14 protein-coding genes are annotated in these 16,082 nt (G+C 66.1%); 4 read left to right on the top strand and 10 right to left on the bottom strand.

Annotated features, from left to right (window positions below; translation table 11 throughout):
• Window positions 1-683 precede the first annotated feature (683 nt).
• The gene (locus tag ACX12D_RS25830) at window positions 684-2,108 is read left to right on the top strand and encodes a DUF1254 domain-containing protein (RefSeq protein WP_459376297.1); all 1,425 of its coding nucleotides are present in this window, start codon (window positions 684-686) and stop codon (window positions 2,106-2,108) included.
• A gap of 72 nt (window positions 2,109-2,180) precedes the next feature.
• On the opposite strand, the gene ACX12D_RS25825 is transcribed toward ACX12D_RS25830, so the two are convergent.
• Window positions 2,181-4,292, bottom strand: a complete 2,112-nt coding sequence (locus tag ACX12D_RS25825) for a TonB-dependent receptor family protein (RefSeq protein ID WP_459376296.1) — start codon at window positions 4,290-4,292, stop codon at window positions 2,181-2,183.
• A gap of 287 nt (window positions 4,293-4,579) precedes the next feature.
• Window positions 4,580-6,967 (bottom strand): 5-methyltetrahydropteroyltriglutamate--homocysteine S-methyltransferase, encoded by a 2,388-nt coding sequence (gene metE, locus ACX12D_RS25820; RefSeq protein ID WP_459376295.1) that lies wholly within the window; start codon window positions 6,965-6,967, stop codon window positions 4,580-4,582.
• Between the two features lie 145 nt (window positions 6,968-7,112).
• Between metE and ACX12D_RS25815 the strand changes: the two genes are divergently transcribed.
• Window positions 7,113-8,036: a LysR family transcriptional regulator gene (locus ACX12D_RS25815; protein ID WP_006156332.1), complete on the top strand. Its 924-nt coding sequence runs from the start codon at window positions 7,113-7,115 to the stop codon at window positions 8,034-8,036.
• A gap of 9 nt (window positions 8,037-8,045) precedes the next feature.
• Here the strand turns inward: ACX12D_RS25815 and ACX12D_RS25810 are convergent, their stop codons facing one another.
• Complete coding sequence (locus ACX12D_RS25810; RefSeq protein ID WP_459376294.1) at window positions 8,046-8,975, bottom strand: diacylglycerol kinase catalytic domain-containing protein; 930 nt, start codon at window positions 8,973-8,975, stop codon at window positions 8,046-8,048.
• An 80-nt stretch (window positions 8,976-9,055) separates the two neighbouring features.
• Complete coding sequence (locus tag ACX12D_RS25805) at window positions 9,056-10,087, bottom strand: SPFH domain-containing protein (protein WP_459376293.1); 1,032 nt, start codon at window positions 10,085-10,087, stop codon at window positions 9,056-9,058.
• A gap of 173 nt (window positions 10,088-10,260) precedes the next feature.
• On the opposite strand from ACX12D_RS25805, the gene ACX12D_RS25800 reads away from it, so the two are divergent.
• Window positions 10,261-10,974 carry an NUDIX hydrolase gene (locus ACX12D_RS25800; protein WP_459376292.1) on the top strand — a complete coding sequence of 238 codons (714 nt, stop codon included), beginning with the start codon at window positions 10,261-10,263 and terminating at the stop codon, window positions 10,972-10,974.
• A 54-nt stretch (window positions 10,975-11,028) separates the two neighbouring features.
• On the opposite strand, the gene ACX12D_RS25795 is transcribed toward ACX12D_RS25800, so the two are convergent.
• Window positions 11,029-11,349 (bottom strand): hypothetical protein, encoded by a 321-nt coding sequence (locus tag ACX12D_RS25795; RefSeq protein WP_459376291.1) that lies wholly within the window; start codon window positions 11,347-11,349, stop codon window positions 11,029-11,031.
• 171 nt (window positions 11,350-11,520) lie between these two features.
• Here ACX12D_RS25795 and ACX12D_RS25790 point away from each other — a divergent pair, with 171 nt between their 5' ends.
• Window positions 11,521-11,991, top strand: a complete 471-nt coding sequence (locus ACX12D_RS25790) for an Lrp/AsnC family transcriptional regulator (RefSeq protein WP_045240794.1) — start codon at window positions 11,521-11,523, stop codon at window positions 11,989-11,991.
• A 38-nt stretch (window positions 11,992-12,029) separates the two neighbouring features.
• Here the strand turns inward: ACX12D_RS25790 and bluB are convergent, their stop codons facing one another.
• From bluB to ACX12D_RS25765, 5 genes are all read right to left on the bottom strand, one after another.
• Window positions 12,030-12,707 (bottom strand): 5,6-dimethylbenzimidazole synthase, encoded by a 678-nt coding sequence (gene bluB / locus ACX12D_RS25785; protein WP_459376290.1) that lies wholly within the window; start codon window positions 12,705-12,707, stop codon window positions 12,030-12,032.
• A 121-nt stretch (window positions 12,708-12,828) separates the two neighbouring features.
• A complete protein-coding gene (locus ACX12D_RS25780) occupies window positions 12,829-13,248 on the bottom strand; it encodes a PIN domain-containing protein (RefSeq protein ID WP_459376289.1) in 420 nt (139 codons plus the stop codon).
• On the bottom strand, window positions 13,245-13,490 hold the full coding sequence (locus ACX12D_RS25775; RefSeq protein ID WP_174425893.1) for a FitA-like ribbon-helix-helix domain-containing protein: 246 nt from the start codon (window positions 13,488-13,490) through the stop codon (window positions 13,245-13,247). Before ACX12D_RS25775 ends, ACX12D_RS25780 begins: the two co-directional genes overlap by 4 nt.
• 57 nt (window positions 13,491-13,547) lie before the next feature.
• Complete coding sequence (gene metC / locus ACX12D_RS25770) at window positions 13,548-14,765, bottom strand: cystathionine beta-lyase (protein ID WP_459376288.1); 1,218 nt, start codon at window positions 14,763-14,765, stop codon at window positions 13,548-13,550.
• 105 nt (window positions 14,766-14,870) lie between these two features.
• Complete coding sequence (locus ACX12D_RS25765) at window positions 14,871-15,878, bottom strand: Bug family tripartite tricarboxylate transporter substrate binding protein (RefSeq protein ID WP_459376287.1); 1,008 nt, start codon at window positions 15,876-15,878, stop codon at window positions 14,871-14,873.
• Window positions 15,879-16,082: the final 204 nt, after the last annotated feature.

Below are 16,082 nucleotides of genomic sequence, written 5' to 3'. Positions count from 1 at the left end.
GGAAGGGGGCGATATGTTGCGGCCGGCCACAAATGGCCCGCCGCTACCGGACGAGGCGCGGCTGGCGTTGCCGGCCTTCCTCCTGATGATCTTGCGCAGGCAGCCGCTGGCATCGATTAGCGTTGCCAGGGAAGAAAACGCGGGCGGTCCCATGTCCGGTGTTATGAATCTACGGCTTCCGAGCGTTACCGAACGGACAAAACTACTTTCGGATCCGCCAGATGACGCAACCCGAGCTGCCTTGTTTTTGTGGTTTTTGGTGCACTTTTTGATGCCGAGAGTTCGGGCGGGGCGCTGCAGTCCAACACGCTCGGGCTCCGGTTTTACCGGGCAGCCATCGAGGCTGAATGTGTTGGGCCAATAATGGATTCCAGGGGCTTGGCCATATTAATTTCATCAGGCGGCTCTTATCGGCAAGATAATCATCAAGGTAATCGAAGCAGTAATGAGAGACGGCGCCGGTCCATCAGCTTCCAGTCAAATGCATTGTGCGGGGTCAGCGTTGGTAGGCGTTGGTGGGCGATGGTGCGTTTGCCCTCACTGTTTACCGTTGCTCAATTGACAACTCCGGTTGCCGGGAACATCATCGCTCGGGAAAATAGACGCGCCTCTGTGCAACGATGTCGCCCATACGTCGGCGAAAAGCGCACGGAAGGTAGCCATTCCGACGAGGAACCGGGGTCATGATTATTTCGCTACGCCGAATTGCGAGCGCGCTTGCGCTCGGTCTGCTGTTGTCTGCCTGCGCCGCGGGCCCGCAAACTTCCGCGGTGCCGCAGCCAGCTTCGCCGCCATCCGATGAGGCGGTCAAGGCGTTATCTGCCCAGATATTTGTCTATGCCTATCCGCTGGTGCTGATGGATGTCACGCGTGAGGTCATGAGTGCCCGCGTGCCGGCCAATACCTTCTCGCATAAGCGCAGTTTCCCGGACGCCACCTTTACCGACGTGGTCAGCCCGAATGCCGATACGCTCTATTCGACGGCATGGCTGGATTTGTCCGGCGGCCCGGTGATCCTCGCGCTGCCCGACACGCACGGGCGTTATTACCTGATGCCGCTGATGGACGCCTGGACCAACGTCTTCGCGTCGCCGGGCAAACGCACCGCGGGCACCAAAAAAGCGGTCTACGCTGTCACGGGGCCGATGTGGAATGGCACCTTGCCGCCAGGCGTCACGGAAATCCGCTCGCCGACCGAGATGGTGTGGCTCATCGGCCGTACGCAAACCAATGGCAAGCAGGATTACGCAGCGGTCCGCCGCTTGCAGGACCAATATCGCCTGGCGCCGCTCTCCGCCTTGCAGCGTGGCGGCAAGGCGCGGCCTAAGCCCGCCGAGGCGATGCTGCCCGAAGCGGTTCCCGTGGATATGGAAACGCCGCCCGTTGAGCAGGTGGCGGCGATGGACGCGCAGGCATTCTTCACCCGCTTCGCCGAATTGCTGCCGGCCAATCCTCCGGCCGCGGCCGATGCGGCCATGGTGGAATCGATCAAGAAGTTCGGGATCGTTCCGGGCAAGCCCTTCTCCGTGACCGCGCTGGAGCCATCGACGGCCCGCGCGGTGCAGGAGGGCGCCACCGCCGCCCTGGCGGGCATCGTGGCCATGGCCAAGCGCGGCAGTGGCGAAGGGGACGGCAAATGGATCGTGCACCGGGATCTCGGCGACTACGGCACGGCCTATGCCAAGCGCGCGCTGGTGGCCCGGGTTGGGCTTGGCGCCAACCTGCCGGCGGATGCGCTGTATCCCAGCACGCGGGTCGACGCCGGCGGCAAGCCGTTGAACGGGGCAAACCGCTACGTCATGCATTTCAACAAAGGCCAGATGCCGCCGGGCACGGCCTTCTGGTCACTGACGCTCTATAACGACAAGCAGGCGTTTGTCGCCAATCCGCTAAACCGCTATGCCATCGGGGACCGTGACCGGCTGCGGTACAACCGGGACGGCTCGCTCGATATCTATATCCAGAATGCGCGCCCGGCGGGCAAGCGGGTGGCCAACTGGCTGCCGGCGCCGCCTGATGGCTTCAACCTGATGATGCGGGTGTATTGGCCCCGGCAGGTGATGCTGGACGGCACCTGGAGCACGCCGCCGGTGATGCGGGTGGAGTGATGGCGGGCGCCAAGCCGCGCGCTGAGATGAAAAAGCCCGCCGAGGCGGGTTTTTTCATGACAAGGTGCGCGCTCAGAACTTGTATTTGATGCCAGCATAAAGCGCTCGGCCCGAACCGGGATAGAACACCGCGGTGTTGGCTGTCCGCGCGTTGGCCACGGTGCTGAAGTCGCTCACATAGCGCTTGTTGCCGAGATTGCGCGCATCTAGGAACACCGTCACGCCGCGCTGGAATGCGTAGCTGGCCTGCAGGCCAAATAGCACGTAGCCAGGCGTGCGCAGCGTGTTGGCGTAGTCGACATAGGCGCCGCCCGGCACCCAGTCGATGGTCCCGGCAACCCGCAGCCCGGCCGCGCGGCTGTAGGCAACGGTGGTGCGCAGCACGTGCTCGGGTATGCCGGCGATGCGGTTGTTGCCGTACTGCGGATCGTTGTCGAAGCGGAAGTCGCTGTAATTCCACAGTTGCGACAGCGTGAGCTTGTCGCCGGGGCCGAACAGGTTCTGCAGCACGTCGCCGGAGACGCCGAGCTCCACGCCTTGCAGCGTGGTGCGGTTGGCGTTGAAGGTCGCGGCCGGGATGTTCGGGTTGGTGGTGTATTGCAGCAACTGGTCGCGTACCAGCGAGCGGTAGGCCGTCACGTCCCAGGAGAAACGTTCGCGCTTGCCCCGCGTGCCCAGCTCAAGCGTCCAGCCGCGCTGCGCGCTCAGCGGCACAAAGCGGGTGGTGGTGGCCATGGTCTGGCTCAGGTCGGTAAAGTCGGGTACGTCCGCGCTGCGCGTGATGTCGGCAAACGCCTGCACGTCAGGCGCCGGCTCCCACAGCACGCCGAATTTCGGGTTCACGCCGCTGTAGGTGGCGCTATCGGACTTGGCCGTGGGATTGGCCGGCAGGCCGCCGTAGTCCTGATAGCGGCGGACATTGCGGTAGGCCTTGGCACCGGCCATCAGCGCGATGGTGGGGGTCACGTAAAGGCGGTCTTCGAGATATGCCTCGTAGTTGTACGCATCCTGCGCGGCGTTGAGCGTCTGCGCGCCGCGGTTGCCGGCGTTGTTGACGTACTGGCGCGCATCGTTGTTGCCGCCGAAGAAGCGCGCGCCGACGATGAGCTGGTTGCGCAGGCCGCCGATAGTCTGCGTGCCGGTGTAGCGCGGCGCGAAGCCATAGGTCCAGTAGTCCTGGTCGATGACCTGGAAGATCGGGTGGTACAGGCTCTTGTGAATGACCCAGGTGCTGAAATCGAGCTGGCCGCTGTCTAGCTTGACGGTGGTGACATTGGCCACGCGCTCGGTGCGCGTGTTGCGCGCCTGGTCGCCGGACAGCGCGGCTGGCGCGGCCTTCTTCGGATTGTTCAGCGCATCGGTGAGCGACAGCGCGCCGGGCAATTGCTGGTCGACGATATAGGCGCCCACATAGAAACGGGTTTCCACCGCCGGGCTGAACCGATAGCCGAAGTTGGCGTTGAACTGCTCGTACTGGCCGCGCTCGTGCGCACGGAACCCGTCCGAGTGGTTGACGCTCAGGTTGGCGAGAAAGTCGAAGGCGCCGATCTGGCGCGAGACCTGGCCGCTGGCGCGCGCCGTGCCGAAGCTGCCGCCATCGACGCGCACCTGGTTGGGCGCATCGGCGGTGAGCGCGGTGGGCGTGGTGAAGTTGATCGCACCGCCCAGCGTGGTGGTACCGTAAGCCAGCCCGTTGCCGCCCTTGTAGATTTCGGCCGCGCTCAGGCCGAGCGGGTCGATCTGGTAGTAGTCGCCGCTGCCGTCGGCAAAGTTGGTGGGGACGCCATCCTGCAGGAGATCCAAGCCGCGCGCGTGATAGCCGCGCGCAATGCCCGAGCCGCGGATCGACAGGCGCAGTTCCTGGCCGTAGCGCTCCTGCACATACACGCCGGGCGCATCCTTGAGCACGTCGCGCAGGTTGCTGGCGTAGGTGTCGCCGTAGGACGCGGCGTCGACAAAGCCGACCGAGCCGGCCGTCTGGTCCAGTGCCTGTTGTTGCTGCTGCACGTTCGGCGCGGTGAGCGAGCCTGGGGCCTTGGCCGTAACGGTCGCCGCAGGCAACGTGACAGTTGCATCGGGTGTGGCGGGCGCGCCAGCCTGTGCGAGCGCGGCGGTGGTGAATGTGGTGAAGGCGGCGGCGGGCAGGGCGGCGGCGCGCTGCTTCCAGTGTCTGGCTCGTTTCATGATTTCCCTTGTGGCGGCAGGCCTGCTTTGGGTCGCGCCTTTTAACCGTGCTTGGATAGCCGCGTACGATACGGAGGGAGGCCTGGTGTGCGCTATGTGACACAGTGCCGCAACGTGCGCCCGGGCGCAGTCTGTCCGTCGCGGTGCGGCGTTTTGCCGCTTGGCGTGCAAGGGAACGCAAGACGGCCAACGGGCCGGCATGCGATGCATGCCGGCCCGTTGGCTTGGTAAGGCCGGTAAAGCTGGTAAGGCTTGGTGACGCTTGATCGGACCCGGCAGGGCGCGGATCAGGCCGCCTGGCTAGCGCAATCGGCGCAACCCGCTGCGTGCGCGGCGCCATGGTGTGCGGCGTGCCCGCCCAGCCCGGTGCGGCGGGTGGCGCGCTGCCACTTGGTCGCGCTGTCCTTGCCGATCTGCTCGCGCAGGCTGCGCGCGGCAGCGACCATATTGGCCAGCGCGGCTTCGGTTTCGGGCCAGGCGCGCGTCTTCAGCCCACAGTCCGGATTGACCCACAGCCGTTGCGGCGGAATGACCTCGCAGGCGCGCTCCAGCAGATGCGTGATGGCTTGCACGCTAGGCACGCGCGGCGAGTGGATGTCGTACACGCCCGGTCCGATCTCGTTGGGGTAGTCGAACTCGCCGAAGCCTTCGAGCAGCTCCATGGCGGAGCGCGAGGTTTCGATGGTGATCACGTCGGCGTCCAGCGCGGCAATGGCAGGCAGGATGTCGTTGAACTCGGCGTAGCACATATGGGTGTGGATCTGCGTTTCGTCCGCCACCGAGGCGGCCGAGATCTTGAACGCATGCACGGCCCAGTCCAGGTACGCGGCCCAGTCACCCTTGCGCAGCGGCAAGCCTTCGCGCAGCGCGGGCTCGTCGATCTGGATGATGCGGATGCCGGCTTGTTCCAGGTCCGAGACCTCGTCGCGGATCGCCAGCGCGAGTTGCAGCGTGGTGGTGGCGCGCGGCTGGTCGTCGCGCACGAAGGACCATTGCAGCATGGTGACGGGGCCGGTGAGCATGCCCTTCATCGGACGGTCGGTGAGCGATTGCGCATAGCGCGTGGTTTCCACCGTCATCGGCTCGGGGCGGTACACATCGCCGTAGATCACCGGCGGCTTGACGCAGCGCGAGCCATAGCTTTGCACCCAGCCGTTTTCGGTGAAGGTGTAACCGCACAGCTGCTCGCCGAAATACTCGACCATGTCGTTGCGCTCGGCTTCACCATGCACCAGCACGTCCAGGCCGAGCGCTTCCTGCTTGCGCACGGCGGTCTCGATTTCTCCGCGGATGCGGTGCAGGTAATCCAGCGCGCCGATGTCGCCGCGGCGGTAGGCGGCACGGGTCTGGCGGATTGCCGGCGTCTGCGGGAAGGAGCCGATGGTGGTGGTCGGCAGCGCCGGCAGCTGCAGCGCGGCGCGCTGGTGTTCGATGCGGGCCTGGAACGGGCTCTTGCGCTCCGCCATGGCAGCGGTGACTGCCGCGACGCGTGCCTGCACCTGCTGGTTAACCACGCGGCGCGAGCTGCGGCGCGAGGCCAGCGCGGCATCGGCGGCGGCCAGCTCGGCGGCGACCGCTGCCTCGCCTTCGTTCAAGGCGCGGGCCAGCACGCTGACCTCGGCCAGCTTCTCGGTGGCGAAGGCCAGCCAGGTCTTGATTTCCGCATCGAGCTTGCGCTCGGCCTCTAGCGAGACCGGCACGTGCAACAGCGAGCAGGACGGCGCGACCCACAGGCGCTCGCCCAGTTCGGCATGCAGCGGTGCCAGCGCGGCCAGCGCGCGGCGCAGGTCGGTGCGCCAGATGTTGCGGCCATCGATGACGCCGGCGGACAGCACCGCGCCGGCCGGCAGCACCTTGCGCCAGGCGTCGAGCTGCTGCGGTGCGCGGACCAGGTCGACGTGGAAGCCTTGCACCGGCAGGGCAGCGGCGCGCTCGGCGTGGTCGGCGGCGCTGTCGAAGTAGGTAGCCAGCAGCAGCTTGACGCCGGACTTGGCCAGTTCGGCATAGGCGCTGTCACAGGCATCGAGCCATGCCGGCTCCAGGTCCAGGCACAGCGCGGGCTCGTCGATTTGCACCCATTCGATGCCACGTTCGCGCAGGCGGGCCAGGATGCGGCCATAGGCGGCTACCAGGCTGGGCAGCAGGCTCAGGCGGTCGAATCCGTCCACGTGGGTCTTGGACAGCCACAGGTAGGTGACCGGCCCGATCAGCACCGGCTTGGTCTTGAGGCCCAGCGCCAGCGCTTCTTCCACTTCATCGAAGAACCAGTCCACGCCGCCGTCGAAACGGGTGTCGGGGCCGAGTTCCGGGACCAGGTAGTGGTAGTTGGTATCGAACCACTTGGTCATTTCCATGGCCGGCTGGGCCTTGTTGCCGCGGGCCAGCTCGAAGTACTGGGCCAGGCTCAGCTGCTTCGGGTCGAAGCCGAAACGCGTGGGCAGGGCGCCGAGCAAGGCGCTCAGGCCCAGCACCTGGTCGTAGTAGGCGAAGTCGCCCACCGCCACGCTGTCCAGCCCGGCTTGCGCCTGCGACTGCCAGTGGCGCTGGCGCAGGCCGGCCGCTACCTGGCGCAGGCTGGCCTCGTCCGTTTCGCCGCGCCAGAACGCCTCCTGGGCGAATTTCAGTTCGCGCTGGGCGCCGATGCGCGGAAATCCAGCGATATGAGTGCGTGCCATGCCGTGCTCCGTATTGGGAATGTGACGATGGCGCACAGTGTGGAATCCAGCGTAAAATGAATCAAGCGATAAGATTTAATCAACGTATGAATCAATTTCATATCGGCCCGTCCAGGCGCCATGTTTCACATTCCAGGAGCAAACCGTGATCGAAGTCAGGCACCTGCGCTCGCTGGTGGCGATTGCCGAATCCGGCAAGCTCGCCACGGCCGCGGAGCGCGTGCACGTCAGCCAGTCGGCGCTGTCCCATCAGATCAAAGGCATCGAGGCGCACTACGGCCTGCCGCTGTTCGACCGCACCCGCCAGGGCCTGCGCTTCACGCCGGCCGGCGACCGGCTGCTGGCGCTGGCGCGCGAGACGCTGGCGGCCATCAGCACGGCTGAGCGTGACCTGGCCCGGCTCAAGGGCGACACGCGCGGCGAGCTGCGCATCGTGCTGGAGTGCCATACCTGCTTTGACTGGCTGATGCCTGTGATGGACGAGTTCCGCCGGCGCTGGCCGGAGGTGGAGGTGGACCTGGTGGCGGGCTTCCACGCCGATCCCCTGGCGCTGCTGGCCGAGGGCCGCACCGACATGGTGATCGGCTCGATGCCGCCGGCCAAGCGCGGCCTGGCGGTGGCGCCGCTGTTCCGCTTCGAGATCCTCGCGGTGATCGCCAACGAGCACCGGCTGCGCAACAAGCGCCGGATCGAGGCGGCCGACCTGGACGGCGAAACGCTGATCACCTATCCGGTGCCGGAGCAGCGCATCGACCTGATCCGCGAAGTGCTGGAGCCCGCCGGCATCAAGCTGCAGCGGCGCACCGCCGAGCTGACGGTGGCCGTGCTGCAGCTGGTGGCCAGCCGCCGCGGCGTGGCCGCGCTGCCCAACTGGGGCGTGAAGAACTATGTCGACCACGATTACGTGCTGGCCAAGCGCATCGGCGCCAAGGGTTTGTGGAGCGAGCTCTATGCCACCACGCCGGCGCCGCTCGCGCAGCGCCCCTATGTGCGCGACTTTGTCTCGATCGTGCGCGATACCTGCGCGGCCGAGCTGGATGGGATCGAACTGCTGCCGGAGGGCGAATAAGGGGCGGCCCTACTGCACCAGCTGCCCGCTGCGCTCGGCCACGCCGATGCGGGCCTCGGTGCCCGCGTTGAATTGCAGGAAATCGGCTTCGATGCCGTCGCTGAAGATCACGCCGGTTTCCGGCATCAGCGAGCGCAGCACGATCTGCTCGCCGCGCGGCACGTTGCCATAGACCAACGTGGCCTGGCTGGCGCGGCTCGGAAAGGGCTCGCGCACCGCAAACACCAGCCGGTCGGTATCCCATGGCAAGGGTTGATACGCTGCGTCGGCGCCACCGTCTGGCTGCGCAATGGCGCGCGCGCCGGTGACGATGCTCTTGAGCCAGGCTGTGGAGCCAAGTCCCGTGGAGACAATGACGCCGCTCGACGACTGCACCTCGCTGCGCGCGCCGAGCTGGATCTCGTAGCGCGCCGAGGTGTGGCTGCGCGGCCCGATAAAGAAGTCGTTGACCGCGTACAGCACCTGCTGGTCCGACAGTTCGGCGCGCGCCATGGTGACCGGGCGCGCGGGGCGGCGGTCCTGCATGGCTTCGGCCAGCACACGCGCCAGGTCGCCCACCTTGAATGGCAGCAGCACACCGTCGTGGCGCGCCGGATCCGGGTTCACGCCGATCAGCGGCTGGCCGTTCAGGTATTTCATGGTGTTGGCAACCAGGCCGTCCTGGCCCAGCGCCACCACGATGTCCTCCGGGCCGAACAGGAAGTTGGGCAGGAACTGGCGGTCCACCACCTGCCGGCGCAGGTAGCGCGACAGCACGGCGGCCACCTGTTCGCGCGCGGCAAGATAGGTGTCGTGCTCACGCTGGTAATCGGTGATGTCCGCGCCGAGGTGTTCCAGGTAGAAGCGTGCCTGCGCCAGCGAGTGGTAGCGCGCCAGCAACTCTTCCAGCCGTGTCTTGCGCGTCACCAGCACTACCTTGCGATCGGCGCTTGCGCTCATTGTTCTGGCTCCTTTTTCTCTTAACTACTTAATACCGCTTAAAGCGTCTTAAAGCGTCTTAAAGCTGCGCTGATCCTCGGTTATTTCGCGCGGCCGCTGCTCTGCGGTGCCAGCAGCGACTGAAGCAGTTCCGGCGACATATTCAGCTGCCCGATCTTCTCGGCCTTGTCGGCAATGCCGCCGAAGGCCTGCGCGATCAACTGGCCCGGCGCCATGCCCGATGCGGCCAGCGCCTGCACGATGCGCGCGTCGGCGCCCTGCAGGGCCTGCATCACGGCGCCCAGGCGGTGTGCCTCGGCCTCGGCGGTGGTGCGTGTGTTGTCGGCCTCCAGGCCCACGAACTCCTTGCGGCGCGCTTCCAGCGTGATCTGCGCCTCCATGGTGCTGGCCTGCAGTTCCGCCTGCTTCTTCTGCACCGCGGCTTCGGCTTCCATCTGGGTTTCGCGGATCGTGCGCTGCTTGAGTTCCACCGCGACTTCGGTGTCGAGCTCGCTCTCCTTGATGGCGCGTTCGTTTTCCACCGCGGCATTGCGGCGGGCGTAGATGGCGTCGTCGGCGGCCTTCAGGATCTGCTCGCGGACCTCGGCTTCCAGCGCCCGCGCGGTTTCGGCGCGCGGCTTGACGGCCACCATCGAGAACGACAGGATTTCCAGGCCGAGGGCCAGCACGTCCGGATGCGCCTTGAGCGCGCCTTCGACCTGGCGGGCCATGCGGTCGGACGCCTGCAGCGCGGAGCGCAGCGTTTCGGCGCTCACGGCCTGCTGCACCAGTACCTCCACCACGCCCTCGACGCGGGTGCGCAGGTTCTGCGGATCCTCGGAGATGTAGTTGCGGCCGTCCGGCTTGAGCGCGAAATTGAGCATGGCGGCCGTCTTGCGCGGCTCGGTGATGCGGTAGGAGAGGTTGCCTTGCACGGTGACGGACTGGAAGTCGGTCGTGATCAGCTCGAAGATATACGGCAGGATCTGGCTGCCCACGGGCACCGCAACGAGAGACGTGGTGGGCGCGTAGTAGTAGAACGACTGGCCGCTGCCTTCGCGGATGATCTTGCCGCTCTTCATCTGCATCAGATAGGTGGTGGGATCTGCCTTGATGAATCGGATGCCGAACATGGTGGTCCTTTCCGGTGGTGTTGTTGGATTCGCCCGTGCCGGGCGCCTGGCATTAAGTGTGTCTGTGCCACTAATATAAGTGTGGCTGAGACACTTGTCAATCTATAATCCGGCGTGAATGGCTTGAACCGCTTGAATCGCTTGAACCGCCTCCTTCCAGGAACGCCCGCCCTATGACGAAACCCACCACCGCCGCATTCCCGCGCCCCTTGACCACCGTCGACGTGGTCATCCTGACGATCCGTGCGGGGGCGCTGCAGGTTCTGCTCGTGCAGCGGCCGGAACAGTCCGGTGAGCCATTTCCCGGGCAATGGGCCTTGCCGGGCGGCTTTGTCGATATCGAACGGGACCTGGATCTACAGGGCTGCGCGTTGCGCAAGCTGGCGGAGAAGACCGGGGTCAATAGTCCCTACCTTGAACAGGTAGGCAGTTGGGGCAGCGCCACGCGCGATCCGCGCGGATGGTCCACCACCCATGTCTACGTTGCCTTGCTGGCGGATGACACGCTGGCCTTGCAGAAAGGCGGCAACGCCGCCGACCTGCGCTGGGCGCCGGTGGAAGGTGATGGCGTGGGGATGCCGCTAGCCTTTGATCACGCCACGCTGCTAAGCGCGGCGCTCGGGCGCGTGCGGGGCAAGACCGAGTACACGTCGCTGCCCGCGCATTTGCTGCCGGCCGCGTTCACGTTAGGCGAGCTGCAGCATGTCTACGAGATCGTGCTGGGCCGCCCTCTCGAAAAAAAGGCCTTCCGCACCCGCATGCTCGCTGCGGACTTGCTGGAAGACCTGGGCACCCAAAAAGAGACCGGGCGCCGCCCGGCCTCCCTGTACCGCTTGCGCGAGCAGGCCGGCCTGGTCTACTTCACGCGCAGCTTCGAGCAGCGCTGAATCAGGCGGGCGTGGTGCCGGACTGCGTACCGGGACCCGTTATTTGGCGACGGCCTAGGCCAATGCCAGCGAAGGTTCCACCACGTCACGCCATGCCTCGACAGGCGCCGGCGCCTCGGCAGCGCGCTCGCCCGGCGCCGCAATCTCGAAGACCTCCAGCACGTCCACGCCGTTTTCCAGGCGCCTGACGAACAGGTCCAGCCGGTCCGCATCTTCCGCGCCGACCGACAACGTGAGCTGGTAGGGCGCGGCCGCTTGCCCGAAGCACAGGTCGATCAGGTGCAGGCCGGTGCGGCGGGCGTTGGCCAGCGTCCATTCGACGGCGCCGAAGAGGTCAGTGCGGTCCAGCCGCAGGGCGAGGTTCAAGGTTGACATGGTATCGGCGGCAGTTTGTTGGGGTTTGTGGCCGGGAAGGCATGCGACAAATTTACCAGCGCCACCCCAGAATGGGCTTCTTTATTGCCTCCAATTCTGATCAATTTGGAGATGAATTATCTGTTGATGATAGAGTTGTGGGTGATTCCTTCCTTATCATCGGCAGAAGACATGGCAACCTCCCCAAAACTGGACGAAACCGACCGCCGCATCCTGCGCGCGCTGCGGCGCGACGGCAGGCTCTCCAACCTCAAGCTGGCCGAGCAGGTTGGCTTGTCGCCCACGCCGTGCTGGAACCGCGTGCGCGCTTTGGAAGAAAGCGGTGTGATCGAGGGCTATGCGGCCTTGCTGAACCAGAAGGCGCTCGGCCTGCCTGACACCGTGCTGATCGAGGTCACGCTGGACCGGCACGACGACGACATGCTGGATCGCTTCGGCGAAGCGCTGGCCGAATTGCCGGAAGTGATGGAGGCGTACCTGCTCACCGGCGAATACGATTACCTGATCAAGGTAGCGGTGGCGGGCACGGAAGGGTACGAGGAATTCCTGCGCCACAAGCTCTACAAGCTGCCGGGCTTGCGGCACAGCCATTCCACCTTCGTGCTGCGCTGCATGAAGCGAGAGCCGTCAGTGGCGCCTTGAGTGCGCCTTGCGTGCGCCGTGCGTGGCCCGACGGGGCTTCAGGCGTCCGGCCGGTCCCAGGTGTCCGTGGACATCAGGTCCGCGAGCGGGCGGCCCTGGCGCCAGCCTTCCAGCTCCAGCATTGGCGCGGGGTAGAAGGCCTGCACGGGGCCGAGGCAGAGAATGGCGATAGGCTGGCCACCCGGCGGCAACCGCAACAGCGCAGCCAGCGCGTCGGGCGCGAACATCGAGACCCAGCCCAGCCCAAGGTTTTCCACGCGCGCCGCCAGCCAGAGGTTTTCAATGGCGCAGGCCGCCGAGCACAGCGCCATCTCGCGCGGCATGGTGCGCCGGCCAAACACGGTGCCGTCATCCGGTGCCATCGCCACCACCAACAGCTCGGCGCACTCGCGCACGCCCTCCACCTTCAGCCGCAGGAACTCGCCATCGCGCTCGCCCAGCGCCACGGCGGTCTTCTGCCGTTCGGCCTCGACCAGCGCGGCGATCTCTTTGCGCAAGGCGGCATCGGCGACGCGGATAAAGCGCCACGGCTGCATCAGCCCCACCGAAGGCGCACTGTGCGCGGCCCTCAGCAGGCGCATCAGGACAGCTTCATCGACCGACGCGCCCGCAATGAAATGCCGCATGTCGCGGCGCGACGCGATGAGACGATAGAAGCTCTCCTGTTCCTCGGGCGAGAAAACGGCGGAGTGGCTTTCGGTCAGGGGTGCGGGCATCGCGGGGCGCAAGGGCGAAAGCCGGCATTGTATGCCTGCGCGAAGCGGCGGATCGCAAGGTGGGCTTGCGAGGGAAGCAGTCAGCACGTAGCGCTGAGTCTTTGCGCTGGCACGCTTGACATTACTCGAGCCAAGGATTTACCAGGCTCAGGCCTGTTCCTTCGAAGTCCTTGCCGTTGCGAGTAGCAAGCACGGCGCCGTGGTGACGGCAAATAGCTGCAATCTGTGCATCTGCCATGCTGACGGGTCGTCCAGATCGTTCCCGCTGAGTTACGACTGCGGCGTAATGGGGGGCTGTATGTTCGTCGAATGGAAGTACCATGCCCGCGAATTCATCTTCGATCATTTGGAGTGCCGCTTCCTGGAGCCCGCCTTTCCTGCGCCCTTCGGGCAAACGGGCAATGCCGTATAGAAGTTCAGCAACAGTCACCGCCGTAATCGCGTATTCATGTTGTGAGTGCAGGTCGAGCCAACGTATGACCGCTGGCTCAGGCTGGCCTCGCATGAATTCGGATAGCACATTAGTATCAAGTACGATCATTCGGGTAAATCCGCGGCCCGCGGTTGGTCGTCGCGCGGTGGAAGCTCGAGCCCTGGATCGGACAGGCTTGCGAATCGCTGGCGCAGTCGACTTCCAAATGCGCCGGGGCCAGGGGGTTTGTTCAGCGCACGCCGCAGAATGGCGCGAACTTCCTCTTCCATCGAGTGGCCGTGCTGCGCGGCCTCCATGCGCAAACGTGCCTTGAGTTCCTCATCCACATGACGGATGGTCAGTGTCGCCATGTCAATCTCCTGTGCTAGCAATGCATGCAATGCTAGCACAGGGCGCAGATTGGTTCACTAAGCCGTATCCAGGCGCGCCTCCAACGCCCGCCCGTCAACCCGGCCGCCGCCAATCACCTCGAATCCTCGCTCCAGATCCGCTAGCAGGTCATCCACATCCTCCAGCCCGATATGCAGCCGGACCACGTGGCCGCGCCTGGACCAGTCGGTGACGCTGCGCGCGCCGCGCATGTCGGCGACTACGGCGAGGCTTTCGAAGCCTCCCCAGGAGGCGCCGATGCCGAACAGTGCAAGGCTGTCGATGAAGCGTTCGGCGGCGTCCGGTGCCGCGGCGCGCAGCGAGAACGACAGCAGGCCATTGGTGCCGCGGCAGTCGCGCTGCCACAGCGCGTGGCCGGGGTCGCCGGGCAGGGCGGGGCAAAAGACCTCCGCCACTTCGGGGCGGGTGCGCAGCCAGTGCGCGACCGTCAGCGCGCTGCGCTCGTGCTGGGACAGGCGCGCACCGAGGGAGCGCATGCCGCGCTGGACCAGGTAGGCGTCGTCCGGGCTGACGCTGATGCCGAAGGCGTCGGCCACCGCGGCGAGTGCGGGCCAGGCGGCTTCAACGGTACAGACCGTGCCCATCATCACGTCCGAATGCCCGGACAGGTATTTGGTCGCGGCCATCAGGGAGATATCGGCGCCGAGCGCAAGGGGCTGGTACAGCAGGCCGGAGCCCCAGGTGTTGTCAGCCGCCACCAGCGCGCCGTGCCGGTGGGCGATGTCGGCGATGGCCGGCAGGTCACACATTTCATAGGCCAGCGAACCGGGCGCCTCCACGTACACCAGCCGGGTTTCGCGCCGCAGCCTGGCTTGCAGGTCGTGGCCATCGGCCGCGTAGAAGCTGGCGGCGATGCCGTGCTGCGCCAGGAAACCTTCGGCCAGCTTGCGCACCGGCTCATACACGCAATCGGGCAGCAGCACGTGCTGGCCGGGGCGCAGGTAGGCCAGCAGCGTCATCGCGGCGGCCGCAAGGCCGCTGGGGAACAGGCGTGTGCGGTAGCCGCCTTCGAGCTCGGTGACCATGTCTTCCAGCGCAAACGCCGTCGGATTGCCGCGCGCGCCGTAGGTAAACAGGCGTTCGCTGCCGCGCCGCGCGCGCATTTCGCGCATCTGTGCCACCGAGTCGAACAACACGGTGCTGGCGCGCACCACGGGCGGGTTGACGGGCTGTCCGCCATCCACGGCGCTGGCGCGGCCCGCGTGCGCGAGGTGGGTAAGGATGCTGGGCTTCATGGCTTGGCCTGGTGGGGTGCCGCGCCAGGGTGGCGCGGCTGGTGTGACAACTTGCGATGGCAGGCAGCAGCAAGAGCCATGCCGCCTGCCCCGGCTGCGAGCGGATCAGTCCACGCGGGCGCCGGAGAGCTTGACGATCTGCGACCAGCGCGCGATGTCGCCCTTGAGCTGCGCGGCGAATGCCTCCGGCTTGTTGCCCACCACGTCGCTGCCGCCTTCGTTGATCAGCTTCACCACCTCCGGCATCTGCAGTACCTGCACGATGGCGCGGTTCAGGTAGGCCACGCGCTCGGGCGAAGTGCCGGCGGGGGCGAACACCCCGTACCAGTCCTCGAAACGGGCATTGCGATAGCCCAGTTCCTCCAGCGTCGGCACCTTGGCAAACACGCCCAGGCGGCGCGGGCTGGTGACCGCCAGCGCGCGCATGCGGCCGGCCTGGACAAAGCCTGCCACCGAGGAGGTCGAGGTGATCAGCACGTTCACCTGCCCGCCCAGCAGGTCATTGATGGCCGGGCCGGCGCCCTTGTAGGGCACGTGCTGCAGGGCGATGCCGCTATCCTTGTCCAGCACCACGCCGACCAGGTGCGAGAGCGTGCCGTTGCCGGGCGTGGCAAAGGTGATCTTTTGCGGCTGGGCCTTGGCCTGCGTGGCCAGTTCGGCAAAGGTCTGCCACGGCGCGTTGGCCGCCACCACGATGGCCAGCGGCGCCGCATTGATTTGGGTGACCGGCGTGAAGTTCTTGATCGGGTCGAAGCCAGGCGCGCTGTACAGCGTCGGGTTCACCGCCATGACCGACACCTGCGAGGTCAGCAGGGTGTAGCCGTCCGGCTTGGCCTCGGCCACGAAGCGCGTGCCGATATTGCCGCCGGCGCCTCCGCGGTTGTCGGTGACGGCGGTCTGCCCCAGCACTTCACTGAGCCGCGTGGTGACGATGCGCGTGACGGCATCGTTGCCACCGCCGGCGGGAAACGGCGAGACAAAGCGCAGCGGCTGCGAGGGAAAGCCGCCGACCGGCGCGAGTGGTTGTGCGCTGGCGGGGGCCCCGGCCATGGCGAGGGTGATGGTGGCGGCGGTGGCGAAGGTGCGGGTCAGGACTTGCTGGATGCGTGGCATGAAAAACCCCTGTGATGTAGAGAGATGTCAGAGCGAAGGGGGCTGGGCAGGTTTTTCGTGGGCCCGGTGGCCGGTCTGGCATACCGGTCGCGGCCACTTGCCTCTTGCCCCTGTGTCCCCGGAATGCCGGGTTGTCCCCTTGGCGCTGCACCGTCGAGCCGGATGGGAATCAATGCCTCGCGACTCGCCTTGCCAGCCATGCGC

The sequence above is a fragment of the Cupriavidus sp. PET2-C1 genome, from assembly GCF_054515855.1.
The sequence above is the reverse complement of the archived record's forward strand: the minus strand, read 5'-3'. Positions and strand labels throughout refer to the sequence as shown.